We start from the raw sequence: 19,941 nt of genomic DNA, 5'->3' as shown, positions 1-19,941 counted from the left end.
GCGGGGTTCAGCCCGAGCAGGCCGTGCGCTGTGCCTCGTGCCACTCACATACGGGGCACAGCGTCACGCCCTTGTACGTCTCCGGATACTCGGTGGGCTCGCGGCACAGCACGCACTCGGCGAACGGGCCCGCGGCGGGTTCGGCGGGTCCGACGGTGGCGGTGGGCTCGGTGGCGTCGGCGGAGTCGCTGGTGGCGGCGGGCCCGGCGGTGTCGTCCATGCCCGCCAGACTAGAACCCCGGATCCTGGTGCCGCGCGCCCGCCGCCTTGATCTGCTCCGACACCCGCACGAACCGGAAACCGCGCTCGCGCAGCTTCGGGACGATCGTCCGCAGGGCGCGTTCCGTCGCGGGCGCCGCGCTGCGCGTGCAGTGCATGACGACCACCGAGCCGGGGCGCACCCCGTCGAGCACCTGCCGGGCCACGGCGCCGGCGTCCTTCGCGAAGGCGTCGCCGCTCACCACGTCCCACTGGACGGCCGTGACGCCGCCGGGGGCGATGGCGTGCAGCGCCCGCTTGTCGTAGCAGCCGCCGGGGAAGCGGAAGTACGGCACCTGATGCTCGACGCCCGCCTTGCGGAAGGCGGCGAAGGCGCGCTCCACGTCGGCGCGCATGCGGGAGGCGGGCACGGTCGGCAGCCCGTAGCAGCGGTCGGTGAAGGCGTGGTGGCTGTACGAGTGGTTGGCGACCTCGAAGAGCGGATCCCGGCCGATGTCCTTGGCCTGCGCCGGGTACTCCTCGGCCCACCGCCCCGTCATGAAGAACGTCGCGGGCACCTTCAGGCGCCGCAGCGTCGACACCAGCTCCGGATTGTCGAACCGCTCACCCGCCGCGGCACGAGGTCCCTGGTCGGCCGTCATGTCGGCGTCGAAGGTCAGGGCGACGGTGGGGGAGCCGGACGCGGGGGTGCGGGGGGCGTTCTTGAAGACGGGGGTGAGGCCGGCGGGGCCGGGGGCGAGGGTCGCGGGGCGGGGCGAGGCGCTCGCCTTGGGGCGCTCGGCCTGGTCGCGGCTGCCCGCCGCGGGGTCGGCGCCGCAGGCTGCGAGCGTGGTGAGTGCGAGGGCGCTCAGGACGCAGCCGGCGGTGAGCCTCCGCTGCCTCCGTCCCCGCGTGGCGGGTCTCCTCGCGGTCTGTGTTCGTGCGGTCAGTGTTCGTGAGGTCAGTGTTCGGGTCAGTGTTCGTGTCAGGGTGATCATCCGGCGAACGTATCGACATAAAAAGGATGAAATGGTGAAGTGCGGCCTGTACCGCCCCGCGCCACCCCGGACGGCCGAACCACCGCACCCGCTTCTCGCGCACAGGCACCCGCGCGCCTAATTCCGTTGGCGGCGGCTCCCGTGGCCGTAAGGGTGGACGAGCAACAGGGGCCGCGACCCGGTGGCCTCACCCTGTCTCGCCGAGAACGAAGGGCCCCACCCATGCGCTCGACCCTCTTCAACGTCGCCTTCGACTGCGCCGACGCGTACGAACTCGCCCAGTTCTGGAGCAAGGTGGTGGGCCACCCGCTCAACGACGACGACCGCCCCGGTGAATCGACGGCGGCCATCGCCCTGCCCACCGGCCTCCACCTCTACTTCGCCCAGGTCGCCGAGCCCAAGACCCAGAAGAACCGCGTCCACCTCTGCCTCCAGCCCGACAGCCCCCGTGACGCGGAGGTGGAACGGCTCCTCGCGGTGGGTGCGACGGTGGCGGCGGACCGCCGCAATCCCGACGGCACCGGCTGGGTGGTCTTCACCGACCCCGAGGGCAACGAGTTCTGCGTGCTGCGCAGTGCGGCGGAGCGCGCGGCGGGCGCGGCGGGGCAGGTGGTCGAGTCCGGCGGCTGTGACCGGGGTGCCGCCGCCATCACTCCCTGACCCGGGAGCCGGGCCGCGCCCATTTTGAAGCGATCGATTCAGAATGTGCTAGCGTCCTGATCGTCGATTTTGGAGCGAGCGCTCCAAAAGGTGAATCGCGATCAGGAGGAGCAGTAATGCCGCCTGCGGTGTACATGGTTGGGCTCGGCATCTTCACCCAAGGGACCTCGGAGTTCATGCTCTCGGGCCTCCTGCCGGGCATGGCCGCCGACCTCGGGGTGTCGATCCCGGACGCGGGGCTGCTGATCTCCGCCTTCGCGATCGGCATGGTCGTCGGCGCACCGCTGCTCGCCGTGGCCACCCTGAGCTGGCCCCGGCGGACCGCCCTGGTCTCGCTCCAGGCGGCGTTCGTCGTCGCCCACGTGATCGGCGCGCTCGCGCCCGGCTACGGGGTCCTCTTCGTCACGCGGGTGGTCAGCGCCCTCGCGTACGCGGGGTACTGGGGCGTGGCCGTGGCCACCGCGGTCGCCCTCGTGCCGCCCGCGGCCAAGGGCAGGGCGGTCGCCGTGGTGGCGGGCGGCCTGACGCTGGCCACGGTCGTCGGCGTGCCGGCCGGCACCCTGCTGAGCCAGTACTCCAGCTGGCGTGCCGCGTTCTGGGCGGTGGCCGCCGCCACGCTGGTGAGCCTCGTCTGCACGCTGCTCGTCGTCCCCGGCGGCCGGTCCGAGGCCGGGCGTACGTCGGTGAAGGCGGAGCTGCGCGGTATGGCGCGACCCCAGCTCTGGCTCTCGTACGCCGTCACGGCCTTCGCCTTCGGCGCGGTCATCGTCACCTTCAGCTATCTCGCCCCGCTGCTGATCGACGTGAGCGGAGTGCCCGAAGGGTGGGTGCCGGCGGTCCTCGCGCTGTTCGGCGTCGGAGGGATGGTGGGCCTCGCCATCGGTGGACGCACGGCCGAAGCTCGCCCCTTGCGGACCCTCGGTCTGGGGCTCGGGGCGCTCGCCGTGTTCTCCGCGGTGCTCGCGCTGACGGCCGGTTCCGTGGTCGTCGTGATCGTGCTGGTGTTCCTCCTCGGTCTCGTCGGCTACGTCACCAACCCCGCCCTGCAGTCACGGGTGTTCACGCTCGCCCCGGCCGCCCCGACGCTGGTCGGCGCCACCAACACGGCCGCGTTCAACGTCGGCAACACCCTCGCCCCGCTCCTCGGCGGCCTGACCATCGATGCCGGCTTCGGCTACGCCTCGGTGGCCTGGGTCGGCGCGGCGCTCGCCACGGCCGGGACGGTTGCCGTGCTCTGGGCCTGGCGGCTGGAGCGGTCGGAGCGGGCCGCCGTGACGGAGCCGATGGAACGTACGCGGGTCCCCATGACACAAGCCCGATGAGAGAGACGAGTCAACACATGACGTACACCCCCGCGACCCCCGGTCACCCCCGCACCCGCGTCACCGCCGACCCCGACTGGTACGCCTCCGCCGGGATATCGCTCGGCATCCGCGTGGGCGATCTCGTCTTCGCCTCGGGGCAGGCGCCGGTCGACGGACGCGGCGTCACGGTGGGTGCCGGAGATTTCGAGGCCCAGGCCCGCAGGGCGCTGACCAATCTGGCCACCGTCCTCACGAACGCCGGGTCCGGTCTCGACAAGGCCGTGAAGATCACGGTCTTCGTCACCGACATCGCCCACCAGGACATCTTCGCGGCTCTCCGCGCGCAGTTCTACGTGCCGCCGTTCCCGGCGGAGTCCTTCGTCCAGGTCGCCGCGCTCGCCGATCCGGAGTGGCTGATCGAGATCGAGGGCATCGGCGCCCTCACATGACGGGAATCGGCGGGCGCGTTATTTTGTACGTGTGTTCCAAAACCCGTACTGTGGGGTTCATGGCCAGGCCACGAGAGTTTGACGAGGACCGCGTCGTCGCCGCGGCCATGGACACCTTCTGGCGTCACGGCTACGAGGGCACCTCGACCCGCGCGCTCTGTGACAGCACCGGCCTCGGCCCCTCCAGCCTCTACAACACCTTCGGCGGCAAGCGTCAGCTCTATCTGCGCGCACTGCGGCGCTACCACGAGACGAGCACCGCCGAGCAGGTCGCGATCCTGCGGGGCGAAGGCACGGCCAAGGAGCGGCTGCGGGACATGATGGTCCACGCCCTGGACGCCGATCTCGACGCGGCGGACGGCCGCGGCTGCTTCGCGATCAATGCGGCCGTCGAGATCGGCGGGCTCGACCCGGAGGTCAAAGACGCGGTGCGGCGCAACTTCGACCTGGTGGAGGAGGAGTTGCGCGCCGTCGTGACGGCCGGTCGGCGCACGGGCGAGCTCCGGTCGACGGCCGACGCGCGGACCGTCGCCCGCCGGGTGCAGAGCACGTACTACGGCCTGCGCGTCCTCGCCCGCGTACAGGACGACCGGCAGGCGCTGCTCGACACGGTGGAGAGCGCGCTCGCCGACCTGTGAACACCAGGTAGGCCCCCGGTCGTTCGCGTCCTGGTGGGACGCACAGAATCATCGCTCTCCGGGCGCGCGTTCTTTGTTCACGTGACGTATCCCCAGAAGTAATCACGGCTGATTGGATGTGCGGCGCCCCATCAGATGCACGTCCCCAACAACCCCCCACCATCAGGAGATTCAGTGCCGCACCCAGCGCTGCGCAGGACTCACGCCGCCGCGATCACCACCGTGCTCGCCGCGGCCACGCTCACCGCCGTCGCGCCGGTCGCGACCGCCGCCGACGCACCTGCCGCCTCCGTCGACACTCCCGCACTCAAAGTGCTCTCGTACAACGCGTTCCTGTTCAGCAAGACCCTCTACCCGAACTGGGGTCAGGACCACCGCGCCAAGGCCATACCGGCCGCGGACTTCTTCCAGGGCAAGGACGTCGTCGTCCTTCAGGAGGCGTTCGACAACTCCTCGTCCGACGCGCTGAAGGCCAACGCCGCGGACCGCTACCCGCATCAGACCCCCGTCATGGGCCGCAGCAAGACCGGCTGGGACGCCACCGGGGGCGCGTACTCGTCGGTCACCCCGGAGGACGGCGGAGTGACCGTCCTCAGCAAGTGGCCCATCGTGCGCAAGGAGCAGTACGTCTACAAGGACGCCTGCGGCTCCGACTCGTACTCCAACAAGGGCTTCGTCTATGCCCAGTTGAACGTCGACGGCACGAAGGTGCACGTCGTCGGCACCCACGCCCAGTCCACCGACCCGGGCTGCGGTTCCGGCGAGGCGGCCGCGACGCGCGCCCTGCAGTTCAAGGAGATGGACGCCTTCCTGGCCGGGAAGAACATCCCGGCAGGTGAACAGGTCATCGTGGCGGGCGACTTGAACGTCGACTCACACAGCGGCGAGTACGCCTCGATGCTCGCCGACGGCAACTTCGCCCCCGCCGACGGCCGCGGCGGCCACCCGTACTCCTTCGACACCCAGGACAACTCCATCGCGTCCGAGCGCTACCCGGACGACCCCCGCGAGGACCTGGACTACGTCCTGCACCGCAAGGGCCACGCCCGCCCCGCCACCTGGCGCAACGAGGTGGTCAAGGAGCAGAGCGCGCCCTGGACGGTGTCCAGTTGGGGCAAGCGGTACACGTACACCAACCTGTCCGACCACTACCCGCTGATCGGTTCCTAGCGCCGGGGGCGCGGGGTGCGGGGTGCGCGGCGGCAAACCACCGCGCACCCCCGTCAGGCCCCTTGAGGACCCTTGAGGACCCGTCAGGTCCGGTGCCACGGCCCCGTGATGGCGAATGTGGTGCCAGGGTTGTAGCAGTTGACGAACATCGTGTCGCGGTCCGGCGAGAACGAGACGCCCGCGAACTCGCCCCACTCGGGCTCCTCAGGGGTGCCGATGTTCTGCCGGCCGCGGGCCATCGCGTACACCTCGCCCCGGCGCGTCACGCCGTACACGTGCTGTGCGCCGCCGCCGTCCTCGGCCACCATCAGGCCGCCGCTGGGTGCGAGGCAGATGTTGTCGGGGGACTCGCCGGGCAGCTGGATGTCGGTGCTCGGGCCGAAGACGATCACCAGGGTGAGGCGGCGCTTCGACGGTTCGTAGCGCCAGATCTGCCCGAAGTGGTCGGCTGCCGAGCCTTCCGCGCTGTGCGCGAAGGACGACACGAAGTAGACGGAGCTGCCGCCCCAGTAGCAGCCCTCCAGCTTCTGCGCGTGCGTGATGCCCTTGGGCCCGAAGTCCTGGAGGCGGATGGGGGTCTGGACGGCGAGCGGGTCAGGTACGTCGACCCATTCGATGCCGTCGAAGGACGCGCCCGTCTCCTGGATCGCGGACAGGTCGGGCACGCCGGGCACGCGCATGGCCTGGAGCTTGCCGCCCGCGCGGAGCGAACCGCGGCCGCCCTCGGGCTTCTTGGGCAGGAAGCGGTAGAAGAGGCCGAAGGGCTTCTGGAAGGCGTCCTCGGTCTCGTAGACGACGCCCCGCCGGGGATCGACGGCGATCGCCTCGTGCTGGAAGCGGCCCATCGCGGTGAGCGGCACGGCTCCGGTGCGGTGCGGGTCGACGGGGTCGACCTCGAAGATGAAGCCGTGGTCCTTGGTGTAGCCGTTCGTGCCCGCCTTGTCCTCGGTCTCCTCGCAGGTGAGCCAGGTGCCCCAAGGGGTGGGCCCGCCCGCGCAGTTGACCGCGGTGCCGGCGATGGCGACGCGCTCGCTCAGGACGTTGTTGTGGCGGTCGAGCGCGAGCGCCGTACAGCCGCCCTTGCCCATCGGGTCGTAGGTGAGGCCCTTGACCGTGGGCACGGGGGTTCTTCCGTTGTGGCGGTTCTCGTGGTTGCGGACGAGATGCACGCCCCCGCGCTTGCCGCGGAACGCGTCCATGCCGTCGAAGTTGCTCGGCACCTTGCCCTCACCGGAGGGCAGGTCGCCGCCCTCCCGCGAGAGGACCTTGTAGCGGAAACCTTTCGGCAGATCGAGCAGCCCCGCGGGGTCGGGCACCAGCGGCCCGTACCCTGCCTTGCCCTGCGCGGCGGCGCTCCCCGCGAAAAGTTCCGTGAGGGCGCCGGTGAAGGCGATTCCCGCACCCACCGCACCGGTACGGGCTAGCACCTGACGTCGTGTCGTGGACATAAAAGGTCGACCTCCTGCTGGCGGACAGGAACATGACCGGATGTGTGTACCACGCGCCTAGGCGTGCGGGAACCACGCGCGTAGCGGTGAGTCGCTACGGCTTTACGAGGCTCTTCGCGTCCCGCGCCAGTGCGGTGAGCCGCGAGATCGCCCGGAAGTACTTCTTCCGGTAGCCGCCGTTCAGCATCTCCTCGCTGAACAGCTGGTCGAAGGGCACACCCGAGGCGAGCACCGGGACCTCGCGGTCGTACAGGCGGTCGGCGAGCACGACCAGGCGCAGGGCGGTCGACTGGTCAGGGACGGGCGTCACGTCGGTGAGGCAGACGGCCCGGAGGTCGTCGGTGAGCGCCCCGTACCGGCTGGGGTGCACGCGTGCGAGGTGGTCGAGCAGCTGCGGGAAGTCGTCGAGGCTCGCGCCCTCGGTCGCGTACGCGGCCTTCGTGACCTGTGCCTCCGAGTATGGAGCGGGAGCTTCCGGAAGGCCCCGGTGGCGGTAGTCCTCGCCGTCGATGCGCAGCGACTTGAAGTGGGTGGCGAGGCCCTGGATCTCGCGCAGGAAGTCGGCGGACGCGAACCTTCCCTCGCCCAGCTTGCCCGGCAGCGTGTTCGAGGTGGCGGCGAGCGCCACGCCCTCGTCGACGAGCCGCGCGAGCAGCGAGGAGACGAGCACCGTGTCGCCCGGGTCGTCGAGCTCGAACTCGTCGATGCAGAGCAGCCGGTGGCCGCTGAGGGTGCGCACGGTCTGCTGGAAGCCGAGGGCGCCCACCAGGTTCGTCAGCTCGACGAAGGTGCCGAACGCCTTCTGCTCGGGCGCGGCGGGCGTCGCGTGCCAGAGGGAGGCGAGGAGGTGGGTCTTGCCCACGCCGTAGCCACCGTCCAGGTAGACGCCGCGGGGGCCGGTGGGCGCCGCGGGCTTGGCGCGGCCGAACCAGCGCTTCTTGCCCGCGCCGGAGGCGTGCGCCCCGCCGAGCCCGGCCGCGAAGCCGCTCAGGACCCGCACGGCCTCGGTCTGGCTCGGCTGGTTCGGGTCCGGGATGTACGTATCGAAGCGGACGGAGTCGAAGCGCGGCGGCGGCACCATCTCGGCGACCAGGCGGTCGGCGGGGACATGGGGCTCGCGGGCGCACAGCGACAGGGGAGCCGCTTCGGCTATGGGGCTCTGCCCGGGGGCGGCGGTGGAGGACGACACGGTTCCTAACTCTAAGCGCCGTGCAAGACTGCTGGACATGCGACGCCTGTTCCCTGTGACCGACCAGACAGACGAAACATCAGTACGAGAGTGGGGACTGGGGGAGCTGGCCGACGCGTACGCCTACCCCCCGGACGCGACCTCCTGGCTGCGCGCCAACATGGTGTCCACGCTGGACGGGGCGGCCCAGCACGACGGCCGCTCGCACCCCATCTCGAACGACACGGACATGCGGATCTTCGGCACCCTGCGTGCGGTCGCCGATGTCGTGGTCGTCGGTGCCGAAACGGTCCGCCAGGAGGGTTACCGACCGGCACGCGCGCGTGAGGCCTTCGCGGAGCGCAGGGCGGCGGCCGGACAGTCGGTGGCGCCCGCGATCGCCGTCGTCAGCGCGAGCCTCGACCTGGATTTCAGCCTTCCGCTTTTCACCTCGCCGCTGGTGCCCACGCTCGTGGTGACCGGTGCCGCCGCGCCCGCCGACCGGGTCGCCGCGGCCGAGAAGGCGGGCGCCGTGGTGGTGGTCGCGGGGGAGGGGACCGCGGTCGAGCCGGAGCGGGTCGCGCCCGCCCTGGCCGGGCGTGGCCTGACCCGGCTGCTCACGGAGGGCGGGCCCCGGCTGCTCGGGCAGTTCGTGGCGGCGGGAGCCCTGGACGAGCTCTGTCTGACGGTGTCTCCGATGCTCACCGCGGGGGACGCGCAGCGGATCGCCTGGGGGTCGGCGCTGGCGGTGCCGGAACGATTCGCCCTGGCTTCCGTACTGGAGGAGGCCGGGTTCCTCTTCACCCGATACCGTCGAACCTGACAATCAGCGGAATCGGCCGTTCCGTTTCGCTTCCGCTGGGCACACTAAAAGTCGCAGACCCCGTGCGGCCACGGGGCAGGATGGTTTCCGCAGGGGCCTGCCGAGACAGACACTCGGCGGCCCACGGATGAGAAGGGCGCCTGTCGTGTTCAGAAGCGTATTGATGATCGAGAAGGCCCTGACGTCTGCCGACGTGGAGTTCGTCACCACCTTGCACGGCGACGAGACGGTCAGCTTCCGGGTGCTGCTCCAGCCCCGCGGCGACCAGGCGGACCGCCTCCTCCGGGCCATCGACGACGTGGCCCTGGGTGAGCTCGACGAGGCGGCGAAGGAAGGCGACGTGCCCGAGGGGCAGGACGCCACGGCCCCCGCGCGGAAGGCCCTGGAGGTCTCCCTGACGGCGCTGCGCGCGGCGGGCTGCGAGGCATCGGGCCGGCTGATCGAGGACCACCCGCTCGACGCGCTCAAGCAGCTGGTCGACGAGTCGGACGCGGACGAGGTCATCGTGCTGACCGACCCGCACTACGTGGAGGAGTTCTTCCACCGGGACTGGGCCTCGCGGGCGCGGCACAAGGTGGGCGTACCGGTCCTGAAGCTGTTCTCGCACGCGAAGGACTGAGCCAGGCGGCGTCCGGCGGCGTCCGGCAGGGGGCAGCCGGGGCTCAGGTGTGCCCGGTGTCCGCCCGAGGCAATAGTCTGGGCCCTGCTCGGCTGTGCGTACCCTGCTCAGCCGCTCATCTGCCGTAACTCTTGGATCTTGGGGAGACACACGTATGGCACCCGGCCTGCCCACCGCCATGGACCGACCGCACTTCATCGGCATCGGCGGCGCCGGAATGTCGGGCATCGCCAAGATCCTGGCCCAGCGCGGGGCCAAGGTCGCAGGCAGCGACGCGCGGGAGTCGGCCACGGCCGAGGCCCTGCGGACCCTGGGCGCCACGGTCCACATCGGCCACGACGCCGCGCACCTCGCGTCCGACGCCACCTGCGTCGTCGTCTCCTCCGCGATCCGTGCCGACAACCCCGAGCTGGCCCGCGCCACGGAGCTCGGCATTCCGGTCGTCCACCGCTCGGACGCGCTCGCCTCCCTCATGGAGGGCCTGCGCCCGATCGCGGTGGCCGGCACGCACGGCAAGACCACGACGACGTCGATGCTCGCCGTCACCCTCTCCACCCTGGGCCTCGACCCGTCGTACGCGATCGGCGGCGACCTGGACGCGCCCGGCTCGAACGCGCTGCACGGCGACGGCGACATCTTCGTGGCCGAGGCGGACGAGAGCGACCGCAGCTTTCACAAGTACGCGCCCGAGGTCGCCATCGTCCTGAACGTGGAGCTCGACCACCACGCCAACTACGCGTCGATGGACGAGATCTACGAGTCCTTCGAGACCTTCGCGGGCAAGATCGTCCCCGGCGGCACGCTGGTGATCGCGGCGGACCAGTCGGGCGCGGCGGAGCTGACGAAGCGCGTCCGCGACGCGGGCGACCTGAAGGTCGTCACGTACGGCGAGTCGGAGGGCTCCGACCTCCGCATCCACAAGATCACCCCGCGAGGCCTGACCAGCGAGGTCACGGTCGTCCTGAACGGCAAGTTCCTGACCTTCACGGTCTCGGTCCCCGGCCGGCACTACGCCCACAACGCGGTGGCCGCCCTGGCCGCGGGCATCGCGCTGGGCATCCCGGCGCACAATCTCGCGTCGGCCATCGGCTCGTACACCGGCGTCAAGCGCCGCCTTCAGCTCAAGGGCGAGGCGAAGGGCGTCCAGGTCATCGACTCGTACGCGCACCACCCCACGGAGATGACCGCGGACCTGGAGGCGATGCGCTCCTCCGCGGGCGACTCGCGCATCCTCGTCCTCTTCCAGCCCCACCTCTTCTCCCGCACGCAGGAGCTCGGCAAGGAGATGGGCCAGGCCCTGGGCCTCGCGGACGCCTCCGTGGTCCTCGACATCTACCCCGCGCGCGAGGACCCGATCCCGGGCATCACCAGCGCCCTGATCATCGACGCGGCGGTCGAGGCCGGCGCCGACGTACGGCCCGTGCACGACAAGGCCGACGCCGCCGCGGTCGTCGCGGGAATGACGAAGCCCGGTGATCTCGTTCTCACCATGGGAGCGGGCGACGTCACGGACCTCGGCCCGCAGATCTTGGCAGAGCTTTCGAAGTAGTTCGAAGCGGTTCGAAGTAAGGGGTTCAGTCTCATGTCGTACGACGTCGAGAAGCCGGACGAGCAGTGGCGCGCGGAGCTCAGCCCCTCGGAGTACGCGGTGCTGCGCCAGGCGGGCACCGAGCCCGCGTTCGTGGGTGAGTACACCGACACCAAGACCAAGGGCGTCTACTCCTGTCGCGCCTGCGGCGCGGAGCTGTTCACCTCGGAGGAGAAGTTCGAGTCGCACTGCGGCTGGCCGAGCTTCTTCGACCCCAAGGACACGGACGCGGTCGAACTCCTCCAGGACTCCTCGCACGGCATGGTCCGCACGGAGGTCCGCTGCGCCCGCTGCGGCTCGCACCTCGGCCACGTATTCGAGGGCGAGGGCTACGCGACCCCGACGGACCAGCGGTACTGCATCAACTCGATCTCCTTGACGCTGGCGCCTGCCGAGGGCTGAGCGGCGGTGCACGTCATCGGGGCCCGGCAGCGGAAGAACGCTGCCGGGCCCCGACGCGTGTCCGGTCGGGAACGCCTCAGAACGTCAGCTTCCAGCTGTTGATGTAGCCCGTGTCCTGTGCTGCAACGTCCTGTGCGCGCAGCTTCCAGGCGCCGTTGGCCGGTTCGCTCGACGCGTTGACCGTGTACGTCGCTATGACGTTGTCCGCCGAGTCGTTGCCGCTGGAGTTCTTCAGGCGGTACGCCGTGCCGTCGGGGGCCAGCAGGTCGACGACCACGTCGCCGCGCCAGGTGTGCCGGATGTCGACGTCCACCTTGAGGGTGGCGGGGGCGTTGCCCGTGCGGCCGGTCACGTTCACCGTCGAGGTCACGGCCGCGCCGTTGTCGGGGATGGCGACGTCAGCGGTGTTCTCGTACGAGTCGCCGGGCGGGGTGGTGGTCCCGGTGCCGAGCGTCCAGATCGCGTGGGCGATGGCGTCGCTGTTGCGGTCGAGGGCGGTGTCGTTGATGTTCGACGTGGTGTCGCACGACGAGTGGTAGCAGCGGTCGAAGGCCTGGCCCGCCGTGCCGCCCCACTTCTGGGCCTGGGCGCTGGACTTCGTGCGGCTCGCGCCGGTGAAGAGGCCGCCGACCGGGATGCCCACGTTCTTGAAGCTGGCGTGGTCGGAACGGCCGTCGCCCTCGGTCTCGATCTCCGTGGGGACGTTCAGGCCCGCGTAGAAGTCCTTGAAGGTCTTCTCGATCGTGGGGTCGTCGTCGTAGACGAAGTAGCCCGGATTCGGGGAGCCGATCATGTCGAAGTTCAGGTAGCCGGCGACCTTCGAACGCTCGCTCGTCGGGAGGTTGTTGACGTAGTGCTTCGAGCCGACCAGGCCCAGCTCCTCCGCGCCCCACCAGGCGAACCGCAGGTGCTTCGTCGGCTGCAACTGGGCGCGTGAGACCGCCAGTGCGGTCTCCAGGACGCCCGCCGAGCCCGAGCCGTTGTCGTTGATGCCGGGGCCCGAGGAGACGCTGTCGAGGTGCGCGCCCGCCATCAGGACCTTGTTCGGGTCGCCGCCCGGCCAGTCCGCGATGAGGTTGTAGCCGGTGGCGCCCGAGGACGTGAACTGCTGCACGGTGGTGGTGAATCCGGCCGCGTCCAGCTTGGCCTTCGCGTAGTCGATGGAGGCCTTGTAGCCGGGGCGCCCGTGGGCGCGGTTGCCGCCGTTGGCCGTGGCGATGGACTGGAACTGGGAGAGGTGCGCCTTGACGTTGGCGAGCGGGATGTCGGGGGCCGCGAGCGTCGGGGACGGGGCTGCCATGGCCGCGGGCGCGGTGGCCGCGATCAGTCCGGCGGCGGCGAGCGTGGCGATGCCCGCGGTGACCCGTCTCAGGGTGCGGGGTATGGCGGGTCTGGAGATCTTCATGTGGGGCTCCGAATTCCGAACAGCGAGGGGGACGGAACGTACTGACGCCCTGCGACGCGGATGCCGCAGGGCGCTGGAGCTGTACTGAGCAGAGGGGTGGGGCGTGTGCGTTGCCTGATATTGAAGCTGGTACGACCCACCGTCAAGAGAGGAAACCGGTCAGATGCCGGTCAGCCAGTTTCGGATATCGGACACCGTGCGGGCCTGCCGCGGCAGGCTTGCCGACTCAGTCCTCTTCCGGTGTCTCCGGACGCAGCAGCGGATGCTTCACTCCCGGGAACACGCGGGCCTTGATCACCGGCTCGGCGTCCGCGCCCTGGACCACCGTCTCGGCGATGCCCCAGGGGCGGCCCGGCAGGGTGACGAGGATGGTGTACGAGGCGGAGCAGCCCATGCAGTCGTAGCGGTCCGCCCAGGTCTCGACCTCGGTGCGGCTGCCGGGGTAGCGGGCCACGTGGCGGTGGCGGGCGTGGCAGCGGTCGCACTTCTCGCCCGGCTCGCAGGTGCCGCCGCAGGGGCACGGCACGTCCAGGGTCTCGGCGGGCTGCCAGCGCTGCGTGACGACGGCCTCGCGGGTGGCGCCCATGTCCTTCATGGCCTTGAGGTTGCGGGCGGCGACGTTGTACGACTCGCCGGTCGACGTCATCCGGTTCCGGATCACGTCCTTGCGTCCGCGGTTCGTCGTCATGCTGGGGCCTCCTGGGGTTCACGCAGCCCACCAGGAGGCCCATGAGATCGGTCCTCCTACGGTACCTTCCGCCGGGCACCGCCCTGGAACGCCTACTCGATGACGAGCTCGACCTCGATGTTGCCGCGGGTGGCCTTGGAGTACGGGCAGTACGCGTGGGTGGCCTCGACCAGCTGCTGCCCGGTCTCGCCCGCCAGGGAGTCCGGCAGCTCGACGCGCATCACGACCGCGAGCCCGAAGCCCGCGTCGTCCTTGCCGATGGAGACCTCGGCGGTCACCGAGACGTCCTTCGTGTCGACCTTCATCTCCCGGGCGACCGCACCCATGGCGCTGGCGAAACAGGCCGCGTACCCGGCGGCGAAGAGCTGCTCGGGGTTGGTGCCCTGTCCGTTGCCGCCGAGGGCCGGGGGCATGGCGAGCGCGAGGTCGATCTGGCCGTCGGAGCTGACGGCGCGGCCCTCGCGGCCATTCGCGGTGGCGACGGCGGTGTACAGCGCGTTCATGGGATGCCTCTTCCATCGGGTCGGCTTGTTCACTCTGCCGCTATGGTTGCACACGATTTAGTTGTGCACAACTGAATCGTGTGCGCGGAGGTATTCTGGAGCCATGACCTCATCGCCTACCGCTGCCGCACCGACCCCGCCCGGACGCGAGCTGCCCGATGTACCCGACGGCGCCGAGCTCCTCCGCCTCGATCACCAGGTCTGCTTCTCGCTGCACGCCGCCTCGCGCGCCTTCGGCGGCGTCTACCGCGACGCCCTCAAGGACCTGGGCCTCACGTATCCCCAGTACCTGGTCATGCTGGTGATCTGGGAACACGGCCCCCAGCCCGTCAAGGCCATCGGCGAGCGGCTGCGCCTCGACTCCGGCACGCTCTCGCCGCTCCTCAAGCGGCTGGAGACCGCGGGGCTCGTGCGGCGCGAGCGCAGCGCCGCCGACGAGCGCTCCGTGACCGTCCAGCTGACCGACGCGGGAGCGGAGCTGCGGGAGCAGGCCGTGTGCGTCCCACGCCGGATCATGGAGGCGAGCGGCCTGACGGTCGACGAGGCCCGTGCCCTGCAAGGACTCCTCGGCCGCCTGACCGGCGCGCTCGACCGGGCCGCACACTGAGACCCCCGAGGGGTCATCGCTTCATCGCCTCAGTTCCCGCACGTACTTCCCGAACTTCTCCAGGCCGTCGATGTTGCGCGGCCCGCTGATGCCCTCGTTGTAGTCGAGGACGAAGAAGTTGTTCTTCTTCACGGCGGGCAGTTCCTTGGTGTGCGGGGACTTCTTCAGGAAGTCGATCTTCTTCTTGGCGGGCATGTCGCCGTAGTCGAAGATGATGATGACCTCGGGCTCGGCCTTGGCGACGGCCTCCCAGTTCACCTGGGTCCAGCGCTCGTCGAGCCCGTCGAAGATGTTCTCGGCGCCGGCCGACTTGATGATGTCGTTGGGCGGGACCTGGCTGCCCGCGGTGAAGGGCTGGTCCGTGCCGGAGTCGTAGAGGAAGACCGGGACGCGTTCACCCTTGGGGGCCTTGGACTCGACGGCTGCCACGCGCTTCTTGAGGCCGCCCACGACCTCGTCCGCCTTCTTCTCGACCTTGAAGATCTTGCCGAGGCGGTCCAGGTCCGAGTACAGGGCCTTGAACGGGGTCACTTTCTCCGGGTACTTGGGGTAGTTGAAGCAGCTCTCCGTGTGCATGAAGCTCTGGATGCCGAGCTTGTCCAGGATCTTCGGGGTGATGCCGCGCTGGTCGCTGAAGCCCGAGTTCCAGCCCGCGACCACGAAGTCCGACTTGGCCTCCACGACGAGCTCCTTGTTGAGCAGGTCGTCGCTGAGCATCTTCACCTTGGCGTACTCTGACGCCCAAGGGGACTCGCTCACCGGCGGGTTGGCCGGAGGCATGACATAGCCGTGGACGTGCTTCGTCAGGCCGAGGCTGAACATCTTGTCGGCGCTGCCGCCCTCATAGACCACCGCACGCTGCGGAGTCTTGTACGTGACCGGCTCACCGCAACGCTTGACGGTGACCTTCTCGGACTCGCCCGCCGCCTTGGAGCCGGAGTCCGAATCGACCTCGGCGCCGCAGCCGCCGAGCAGCAAGGCCGCCGCGAGCGCCGATCCGATGGTGGTGCGTGTTCTGAGCATGGCTTGGTGGTGCCTTTCGGGTGTCAGAGGGGAGTGGACGGGCTCAGTGCGTAGAGAAGCTGTGGGTCGCCGGTCAGGGGGTGGCTGATCACGCTGGCCTTGACGCCGAACACCTCGTCGACGAGGCCCGTGGTGAGCACCTCTTCCGGCGTTCCGGCGGCCACCAGCGCGCCCTGCGACAGCACGCCGATGCGGTCGCACGCGGCCGCCGCGAGATTGAGGTCGTGCAGGACCACGAGGACGGTCAGGCCCGATCCCTTCAGGAGCGAGAGGAGCTCGATCTGGTGGCGCACGTCCAGGTGGTTGGTCGGCTCGTCGAGGACCAGGATGCGCGGCTCCTGCACCAACGCCCGCGCCAGCAGGACGCGTTGGCGTTCGCCGCCCGACAGGGTCAGTACGCCGCGGTCGGCGAGGCGGGTGAGGTCGAGTCGGGCCATGGTCCGCGCACACAGCTCGCGTTCGCGCTCGCCGAGTGCCTGGTTGCCGCGCAGATGCGGCGCGCGGCCCAGGGCCACGACCTCCTCCACCGTGAAGTCCAGGTCCACCGCGCCGTCCTGGGCCATGGCGGCGACGACCCGCGCGCTCCGGCGCGGCGAGAGGCGGGAGAGGTCGTCGTCGCCCACCCGGACCACGCCGGAGCTCGGACGCAGCGCACGGTAGACGCACTTGAGGGCGGTGGACTTGCCGCTGCCGTTCGGGCCGACCAGGCCCACGATCTGACCGCTGCCCACCTCCAGGGACAGCTCCCGGACGAGAAGCTTGCCGTCGATCGTCACGGACAGTCCGTCGAGTACGAGTTCCATCTCAACGGCCCCCGAACATATAGCCCTTGCGCCGCATCAGCGCGACGAACACCGGCACCCCGACCAGCGCCGTGATGACCCCGAGCGGCAGCTCGCGCGGCGCCACGAGTGTGCGTGACACCAGGTCGACCCAGACCATGAACACCGCCCCGACCAGCGGTGCGACGGCGAGCACCCGGGCGTGCGTGGCGCCGACCACCATGCGGACGAGATGGGGCATCACCAGGCCGACGAAACTGATCGCGCCGCTGACGGCGACCATCACCCCGGTGATCAGCGAGGCGAGCAGGAGCAGGCCCTTGCGGTGCCGGTCGGGGCTGACGCCCAGGCTCGTCGCGGTCTCGTCGCCGAGCGCCAGGACGTCCAGGGCCCTGCTGAACCGGTGGAGCACGGCGAGACCGAGCAGGACACAGGTGGCCACGACGGGCAGGGTCCCCCAGCTCGCGGCGCCGAAGCTGCCCATCGTCCAGTAGAGGACCATGCTGGTCGCCTCGCTGTCCGGCGCGAAGTAGATGATCACGCTCATCACGGCCTGGAAGCCGAGCGCCATGGCCACGCCGGTCAGGACGAGCCGCAGCGGCGAGAGCCCGCCACCGCGGCTCGCCGAGGCGACGTACACCAGGAGGGAGGCGACGAGCGCCCCGATGAACGCTCCCGCCGACACCGCGTAGATGCCGAGGGCCGCGAGCCCGCCGGTGACCGTGACGGCGACCGCGCCGACCGACGCGCCCGAGGAGACGCCCAGGACGAACGGATCGGCGAGCGCGTTGCGCACAAGGGCCTGGATGGCGACGCCGACCGCGCTGAGGCCGGCGCCCACAAGTGCCGCCAGGAGCACGCGAGGTGTGCGGATCTGCCAGATGATCTGATACGTCGTCACCTCGTCCGCGTCGATGCTTCCGCCGCTCAGCGCCGCCCACAGCAGTCGGGCGGTGTCGCCCGGCGAGACGACGGCGGAGCCGAGGCCGATCCCCACGACGACGGAGACGAGAAGGACGAGCAGGAGCACGGCGCAGGTCACCGCCAGGCCCGCGGGGGAGGCGAGCCGCTTCCGCGCACCTTTCGCCGGGGGGGCCTGCGGAGGCGCGTCGGACGCCATGGCAGTGGTTGCCGTGGCAGGGCCTGCCGAGGCATCGCCTGCCGTAGGTGAGAGCGCTGGCGGGGGCATGGGGGTCGGGCCTTTCTGGTGGGTGCGTCGGGCGCCGGAGCAGGGGTGGACGGGGAGGGGCCGGCCTAGAGCTACGGAGAGGGACCGGCCTGGAGCTACGGAGAGGGTCCGGCCTTGAGCTAGGGGGTGGGCTCCTCTGTCACCGCTCCGGGTCCGGCCTTCAGTACGAGCCCCGCGGCCACCAGCGCCACGACCACCAGTGCGCCGAAGGTCACGGCGACCCCGGGGTAACCGGCGAGACCGAGGCCGAGCCCGCCGAGGCCCGCGCCCACGAAGACGCCGAGGCTCATTCCCGCGGCGTTCACGCTCAGGGCCGCGCCGCGTTGCGTGCCGCAGCGGCGGACGAGGAGGCTGACCACGCAGGCGGCGACGACGGCGTGGCTCGCGGCGTGCAGGGACGTCATGGCGAGCGCGAGCGGCAGCCAGTGCGTGAAGTAGAAGCCCACGACCGAGACGAGCGCGGCGACCAGGCCGATGGCGAGCATCCGCTCGGTGCCGATCCGCGGCTCCTCGGAGTTGGTGATCCGCCCGGTGAGGAGGTTGCTGACGAAGAACGACGCGCCGCTGAGCGTCCACACGAACGCGAAGAGCCCGGGGTCGAGCTGGAACCGGTCGTCGTAGTAGGCCGCCAGGTAGGACAGGTAGCCCATGAAGACGGCGGTGCGCAGCAGGGCGATGAGCAGCAGCGGCACGACCCCGGGGATGGCCCCGAGCGCCTTGAACGACGCGACGTAGCCCAGGCGTTGAGTCTCGTCCCTCTCCTCGACCGGCGTGTTCTTGCCGCGTACGAAGAAGATCGCGGCGAGCAGCAGCGACACTCCTGTCACCGCGAACAGATCGCCCTGCCAGCCCCAGAACAGAGCGGGCAGCGCGATGACCGGCGCCGCCAGCATCGCGGTCATCGACTGGGTCGCCGTCACGAGCGTCGCCGCGCGTCCGGCCGCCTTGCCGGAACCGAAGCGGTCGGCGGCGGCCGCCGTGAGCGCGGGATTCAGCACCGACGTACTGGCGCCGACCAGCAGGCAGAACACGGCGAGCAGGATGAAGTCCCCGCTCGCGCCGAGGGCGGCGGACACGCCGAGCGCGGCCAGGCCGCCCGCCGCCGCCCACTCCTTGCGCACCCGGTCGATCAGCGGGGCGAGCGCGGTGCCCACCAACAGGGCCGCCAGACCGCCGAGTCCGCGCAGCCCGCCCAGTGTGGCGACGCTGCTGTCGGCGTCCTCTGCCATCGGCACCAGATACGTGCTGAAGACGGTGAACGGCAGCAGGCCGACCGCGGACGCGACCAGGACGGGCCACAGCGTGCGGGCCATCCGCAGGTCGCCGGGCAGGGCTTCCTCGGCGGTGGTGGCGGCGGCGGGGGAGGGGGAGGGGGGTGTCGTCACGTCGGAAGCCCCGTCAGGACCCGTGGACCTGGAGTCGACGCTCACGCCGCCTCCTTGTAGCGGTAGAGCGGCGTCTCGTCGGCGCTGAACTGCGAGAACGCGAAGGGCTCGGCGGACAGCCCGGTGACCCCGGCGGGCAGGAACGCGCGGGCCACGGCGCTGCCGCTCTGCGCGTACACCACCAGCGGCACACCGTGCTCGCGGCAGTGCGCGAGGATCAGGTCGAAGGTGCCGTTGCTCAGCGTCATGCCGGTGGCGACCACGGCGTCGGCCTCCTTGAGCACCTCCGTCATGTCGTCGGTGATGCGGTCGCCCCACTGGGTCGTACGGAGATTGAGATCGCAGGGCAGGCAGACGCCGCCCCGCTCGCGTATCGCCGCGACCAGCGGATTGACCACGCCGATGAGCGCCACCTTCGCGCCCGGTTCGATGTCGAGGAGCCCGGCGATGGCCGCGTCGCGGGCCTTCGCCCGGATCTCCGGGGTGCCGGTGGGCAGCATGACTCGCTCGGCATCGGCGGCGTCCCGGTGCGGGTCGACCTGTGCGAGGTAGGCGTCGAGCGCGGCGATGCGGACGGGCGTGGACTCGGCGCGCAGCAGTTTGTCGAGGCTGTGGCCCGACGCGTTCTCGCAGAAGTCCGGGGCGAGTTCACCGGCCTCGAAGGAGCAGGCGCCGAACGCCGTGCCCACCCGCAGCAGCAAGTAGTGGTTGTGGTACGTCACTTGGCTGCCCGCGAGGCGGGTGGTGTTGTAGAGCCAGAAGGCGCTGGTGACGGAGAGGTCCTTGGGGTGGGGTCCGTACTCGCCCGCCAGGACGGCGTCGATGAGCTCCGCGACGTTGTGCGGCGTGCGCGGATCGGGGTGTGACATGGGGAGCTCTCTCCGTGTGGTGAAG

At 70.5% G+C, this 19,941-nt stretch carries 22 protein-coding genes; 10 read left to right on the top strand and 12 right to left on the bottom strand.

What is annotated here, in order from left to right:
• Positions 1–7: 7 nt before the first annotated feature.
• Both AB0I66_RS23240 and AB0I66_RS23235 read right to left on the bottom strand, forming a co-directional pair.
• Complete coding sequence (locus tag AB0I66_RS23240; protein WP_363209828.1) at positions 8–220, bottom strand: hypothetical protein; 213 nt, start codon at positions 218–220, stop codon at positions 8–10.
• A gap of 10 nt (positions 221–230) precedes the next feature.
• The gene (locus AB0I66_RS23235) at positions 231–1,196 is read right to left on the bottom strand and encodes a polysaccharide deacetylase family protein (RefSeq protein ID WP_363209827.1); all 966 of its coding nucleotides are present in this window, start codon (positions 1,194–1,196) and stop codon (positions 231–233) included.
• 222 nt (positions 1,197–1,418) lie between these two features.
• Here AB0I66_RS23235 and AB0I66_RS23230 point away from each other — a divergent pair, with 222 nt between their 5' ends.
• The 5 genes from AB0I66_RS23230 (at position 1,419) to sph (ending at position 5,417) form a co-directional block, all read left to right on the top strand.
• Positions 1,419–1,856: a VOC family protein gene (locus AB0I66_RS23230; RefSeq protein ID WP_363209826.1), complete on the top strand. Its 438-nt coding sequence runs from the start codon at positions 1,419–1,421 to the stop codon at positions 1,854–1,856.
• Positions 1,857–1,972: 116 nt separating this feature from the next.
• On the top strand, positions 1,973–3,178 hold the full coding sequence (locus tag AB0I66_RS23225) for a Cmx/CmrA family chloramphenicol efflux MFS transporter (protein ID WP_363209825.1): 1,206 nt from the start codon (positions 1,973–1,975) through the stop codon (positions 3,176–3,178).
• Positions 3,179–3,195: 17 nt separating this feature from the next.
• Positions 3,196–3,609 carry a RidA family protein gene (locus AB0I66_RS23220; RefSeq protein ID WP_363209824.1) on the top strand — a complete coding sequence of 138 codons (414 nt, stop codon included), beginning with the start codon at positions 3,196–3,198 and terminating at the stop codon, positions 3,607–3,609.
• Between the two features lie 59 nt (positions 3,610–3,668).
• A complete protein-coding gene (locus AB0I66_RS23215; RefSeq protein ID WP_363209823.1) occupies positions 3,669–4,247 on the top strand; it encodes a TetR/AcrR family transcriptional regulator in 579 nt (192 codons plus the stop codon).
• Positions 4,248–4,421: 174 nt separating this feature from the next.
• On the top strand, positions 4,422–5,417 hold the full coding sequence (gene sph, locus AB0I66_RS23210) for a sphingomyelin phosphodiesterase (protein ID WP_363209822.1): 996 nt from the start codon (positions 4,422–4,424) through the stop codon (positions 5,415–5,417).
• 83 nt (positions 5,418–5,500) lie between these two features.
• On the opposite strand, the gene AB0I66_RS23205 is transcribed toward sph, so the two are convergent.
• The gene (locus AB0I66_RS23205) at positions 5,501–6,865 is read right to left on the bottom strand and encodes an alkaline phosphatase PhoX (protein ID WP_363209821.1); all 1,365 of its coding nucleotides are present in this window, start codon (positions 6,863–6,865) and stop codon (positions 5,501–5,503) included.
• Positions 6,866–6,959: 94 nt separating this feature from the next.
• Complete coding sequence (gene zapE, locus AB0I66_RS23200) at positions 6,960–8,054, bottom strand: cell division protein ZapE (RefSeq protein ID WP_363209820.1); 1,095 nt, start codon at positions 8,052–8,054, stop codon at positions 6,960–6,962.
• A 37-nt stretch (positions 8,055–8,091) separates the two neighbouring features.
• Between zapE and AB0I66_RS23195 the strand changes: the two genes are divergently transcribed.
• The 4 genes from AB0I66_RS23195 to msrB all read left to right on the top strand — a co-directional run bounded on the left by AB0I66_RS23195 (position 8,092) and on the right by msrB (position 11,465).
• Entirely contained in the window at positions 8,092–8,856 is a 765-nt protein-coding gene (locus AB0I66_RS23195; RefSeq protein ID WP_363209819.1) for a pyrimidine reductase family protein, read from the top strand.
• Between the two features lie 145 nt (positions 8,857–9,001).
• Positions 9,002–9,475: an indole-3-glycerol phosphate synthase gene (locus AB0I66_RS23190; protein WP_363209818.1), complete on the top strand. Its 474-nt coding sequence runs from the start codon at positions 9,002–9,004 to the stop codon at positions 9,473–9,475.
• 154 nt (positions 9,476–9,629) lie between these two features.
• On the top strand, positions 9,630–11,024 hold the full coding sequence (murC, locus tag AB0I66_RS23185) for a UDP-N-acetylmuramate--L-alanine ligase (RefSeq protein WP_363209817.1): 1,395 nt from the start codon (positions 9,630–9,632) through the stop codon (positions 11,022–11,024).
• Between the two features lie 33 nt (positions 11,025–11,057).
• Positions 11,058–11,465: a peptide-methionine (R)-S-oxide reductase MsrB gene (msrB, locus tag AB0I66_RS23180; protein WP_363209816.1), complete on the top strand. Its 408-nt coding sequence runs from the start codon at positions 11,058–11,060 to the stop codon at positions 11,463–11,465.
• A 76-nt stretch (positions 11,466–11,541) separates the two neighbouring features.
• On the opposite strand, the gene AB0I66_RS23175 is transcribed toward msrB, so the two are convergent.
• From AB0I66_RS23175 to AB0I66_RS23165, 3 genes are all read right to left on the bottom strand, one after another.
• Positions 11,542–12,870, bottom strand: coding sequence for a M28 family metallopeptidase (locus tag AB0I66_RS23175; protein ID WP_363209815.1), 1,329 nt, complete (start codon positions 12,868–12,870; stop codon positions 11,542–11,544).
• 226 nt (positions 12,871–13,096) lie between these two features.
• Positions 13,097–13,558: a hypothetical protein gene (locus AB0I66_RS23170; protein ID WP_363209814.1), complete on the bottom strand. Its 462-nt coding sequence runs from the start codon at positions 13,556–13,558 to the stop codon at positions 13,097–13,099.
• A 92-nt stretch (positions 13,559–13,650) separates the two neighbouring features.
• Positions 13,651–14,061: an organic hydroperoxide resistance protein gene (locus tag AB0I66_RS23165; protein WP_361054176.1), complete on the bottom strand. Its 411-nt coding sequence runs from the start codon at positions 14,059–14,061 to the stop codon at positions 13,651–13,653.
• Positions 14,062–14,164: 103 nt separating this feature from the next.
• Here AB0I66_RS23165 and AB0I66_RS23160 point away from each other — a divergent pair, with 103 nt between their 5' ends.
• The gene (locus tag AB0I66_RS23160) at positions 14,165–14,668 is read left to right on the top strand and encodes a MarR family transcriptional regulator (RefSeq protein WP_363209813.1); all 504 of its coding nucleotides are present in this window, start codon (positions 14,165–14,167) and stop codon (positions 14,666–14,668) included.
• A gap of 21 nt (positions 14,669–14,689) precedes the next feature.
• Here the strand turns inward: AB0I66_RS23160 and AB0I66_RS23155 are convergent, their stop codons facing one another.
• From AB0I66_RS23155 to AB0I66_RS23135, 5 genes are all read right to left on the bottom strand, one after another.
• Positions 14,690–15,691: an ABC transporter substrate-binding protein gene (locus AB0I66_RS23155; RefSeq protein ID WP_363209812.1), complete on the bottom strand. Its 1,002-nt coding sequence runs from the start codon at positions 15,689–15,691 to the stop codon at positions 14,690–14,692.
• A 23-nt stretch (positions 15,692–15,714) separates the two neighbouring features.
• Positions 15,715–16,494 carry an ABC transporter ATP-binding protein gene (locus tag AB0I66_RS23150; protein WP_363209811.1) on the bottom strand — a complete coding sequence of 260 codons (780 nt, stop codon included), beginning with the start codon at positions 16,492–16,494 and terminating at the stop codon, positions 15,715–15,717.
• Between the two features lies 1 nt (position 16,495).
• Positions 16,496–17,593, bottom strand: coding sequence for an iron ABC transporter permease (locus AB0I66_RS23145; protein ID WP_363209810.1), 1,098 nt, complete (start codon positions 17,591–17,593; stop codon positions 16,496–16,498).
• Between the two features lie 188 nt (positions 17,594–17,781).
• Entirely contained in the window at positions 17,782–19,092 is a 1,311-nt protein-coding gene (locus tag AB0I66_RS23140) for an MFS transporter (RefSeq protein ID WP_363209809.1), read from the bottom strand.
• A complete protein-coding gene (locus AB0I66_RS23135) occupies positions 19,089–19,916 on the bottom strand; it encodes a DUF364 domain-containing protein (RefSeq protein WP_363209808.1) in 828 nt (275 codons plus the stop codon). The genes AB0I66_RS23140 and AB0I66_RS23135 overlap by 4 nt, the downstream gene beginning before the upstream one ends.
• Positions 19,917–19,941: the final 25 nt, after the last annotated feature.

Source organism: Streptomyces sp. NPDC050439, assembly GCF_040655335.1.
Lineage (GTDB): Bacteria > Actinomycetota > Actinomycetes > Streptomycetales > Streptomycetaceae > Streptomyces.
Note: the sequence above shows the minus strand (reverse complement) of the source record. Positions and strands in the feature narration are given on the sequence as shown.

What these genes read in the sequence shown, in the direction of transcription:
- AB0I66_RS23235 (WP_363209827.1), bottom strand. Translation starts at nt 1,196, where the DNA reads ATGATCACCCTGACACGAACACTGACCCGAACACTGACCTCACGAACA.
- AB0I66_RS23220 (WP_363209824.1), top strand. Translation starts at nt 3,196, where the DNA reads ATGACGTACACCCCCGCGACCCCCGGTCACCCCCGCACCCGCGTCACC.
- AB0I66_RS23155 (WP_363209812.1), bottom strand. Translation starts at nt 15,691, where the DNA reads ATGCTCAGAACACGCACCACCATCGGATCGGCGCTCGCGGCGGCCTTG.
- murC (WP_363209817.1), top strand. Translation starts at nt 9,630, where the DNA reads ATGGCACCCGGCCTGCCCACCGCCATGGACCGACCGCACTTCATCGGC.
- AB0I66_RS23175 (WP_363209815.1), bottom strand. Translation starts at nt 12,870, where the DNA reads ATGAAGATCTCCAGACCCGCCATACCCCGCACCCTGAGACGGGTCACC.
- AB0I66_RS23240 (WP_363209828.1), bottom strand. Translation starts at nt 220, where the DNA reads ATGGACGACACCGCCGGGCCCGCCGCCACCAGCGACTCCGCCGACGCC.
- AB0I66_RS23165 (WP_361054176.1), bottom strand. Translation starts at nt 14,061, where the DNA reads ATGAACGCGCTGTACACCGCCGTCGCCACCGCGAATGGCCGCGAGGGC.
- msrB (WP_363209816.1), top strand. Translation starts at nt 11,058, where the DNA reads ATGTCGTACGACGTCGAGAAGCCGGACGAGCAGTGGCGCGCGGAGCTC.
- AB0I66_RS23135 (WP_363209808.1), bottom strand. Translation starts at nt 19,916, where the DNA reads ATGTCACACCCCGATCCGCGCACGCCGCACAACGTCGCGGAGCTCATC.
- AB0I66_RS23205 (WP_363209821.1), bottom strand. Translation starts at nt 6,865, where the DNA reads ATGTCCACGACACGACGTCAGGTGCTAGCCCGTACCGGTGCGGTGGGT.
- AB0I66_RS23160 (WP_363209813.1), top strand. Translation starts at nt 14,165, where the DNA reads ATGACCTCATCGCCTACCGCTGCCGCACCGACCCCGCCCGGACGCGAG.
- AB0I66_RS23215 (WP_363209823.1), top strand. Translation starts at nt 3,669, where the DNA reads ATGGCCAGGCCACGAGAGTTTGACGAGGACCGCGTCGTCGCCGCGGCC.
- AB0I66_RS23230 (WP_363209826.1), top strand. Translation starts at nt 1,419, where the DNA reads ATGCGCTCGACCCTCTTCAACGTCGCCTTCGACTGCGCCGACGCGTAC.
- AB0I66_RS23145 (WP_363209810.1), bottom strand. Translation starts at nt 17,593, where the DNA reads ATGGCGTCCGACGCGCCTCCGCAGGCCCCCCCGGCGAAAGGTGCGCGG.
- AB0I66_RS23170 (WP_363209814.1), bottom strand. Translation starts at nt 13,558, where the DNA reads ATGACGACGAACCGCGGACGCAAGGACGTGATCCGGAACCGGATGACG.
- AB0I66_RS23150 (WP_363209811.1), bottom strand. Translation starts at nt 16,494, where the DNA reads ATGGAACTCGTACTCGACGGACTGTCCGTGACGATCGACGGCAAGCTT.
- AB0I66_RS23225 (WP_363209825.1), top strand. Translation starts at nt 1,973, where the DNA reads ATGCCGCCTGCGGTGTACATGGTTGGGCTCGGCATCTTCACCCAAGGG.
- AB0I66_RS23195 (WP_363209819.1), top strand. Translation starts at nt 8,092, where the DNA reads ATGCGACGCCTGTTCCCTGTGACCGACCAGACAGACGAAACATCAGTA.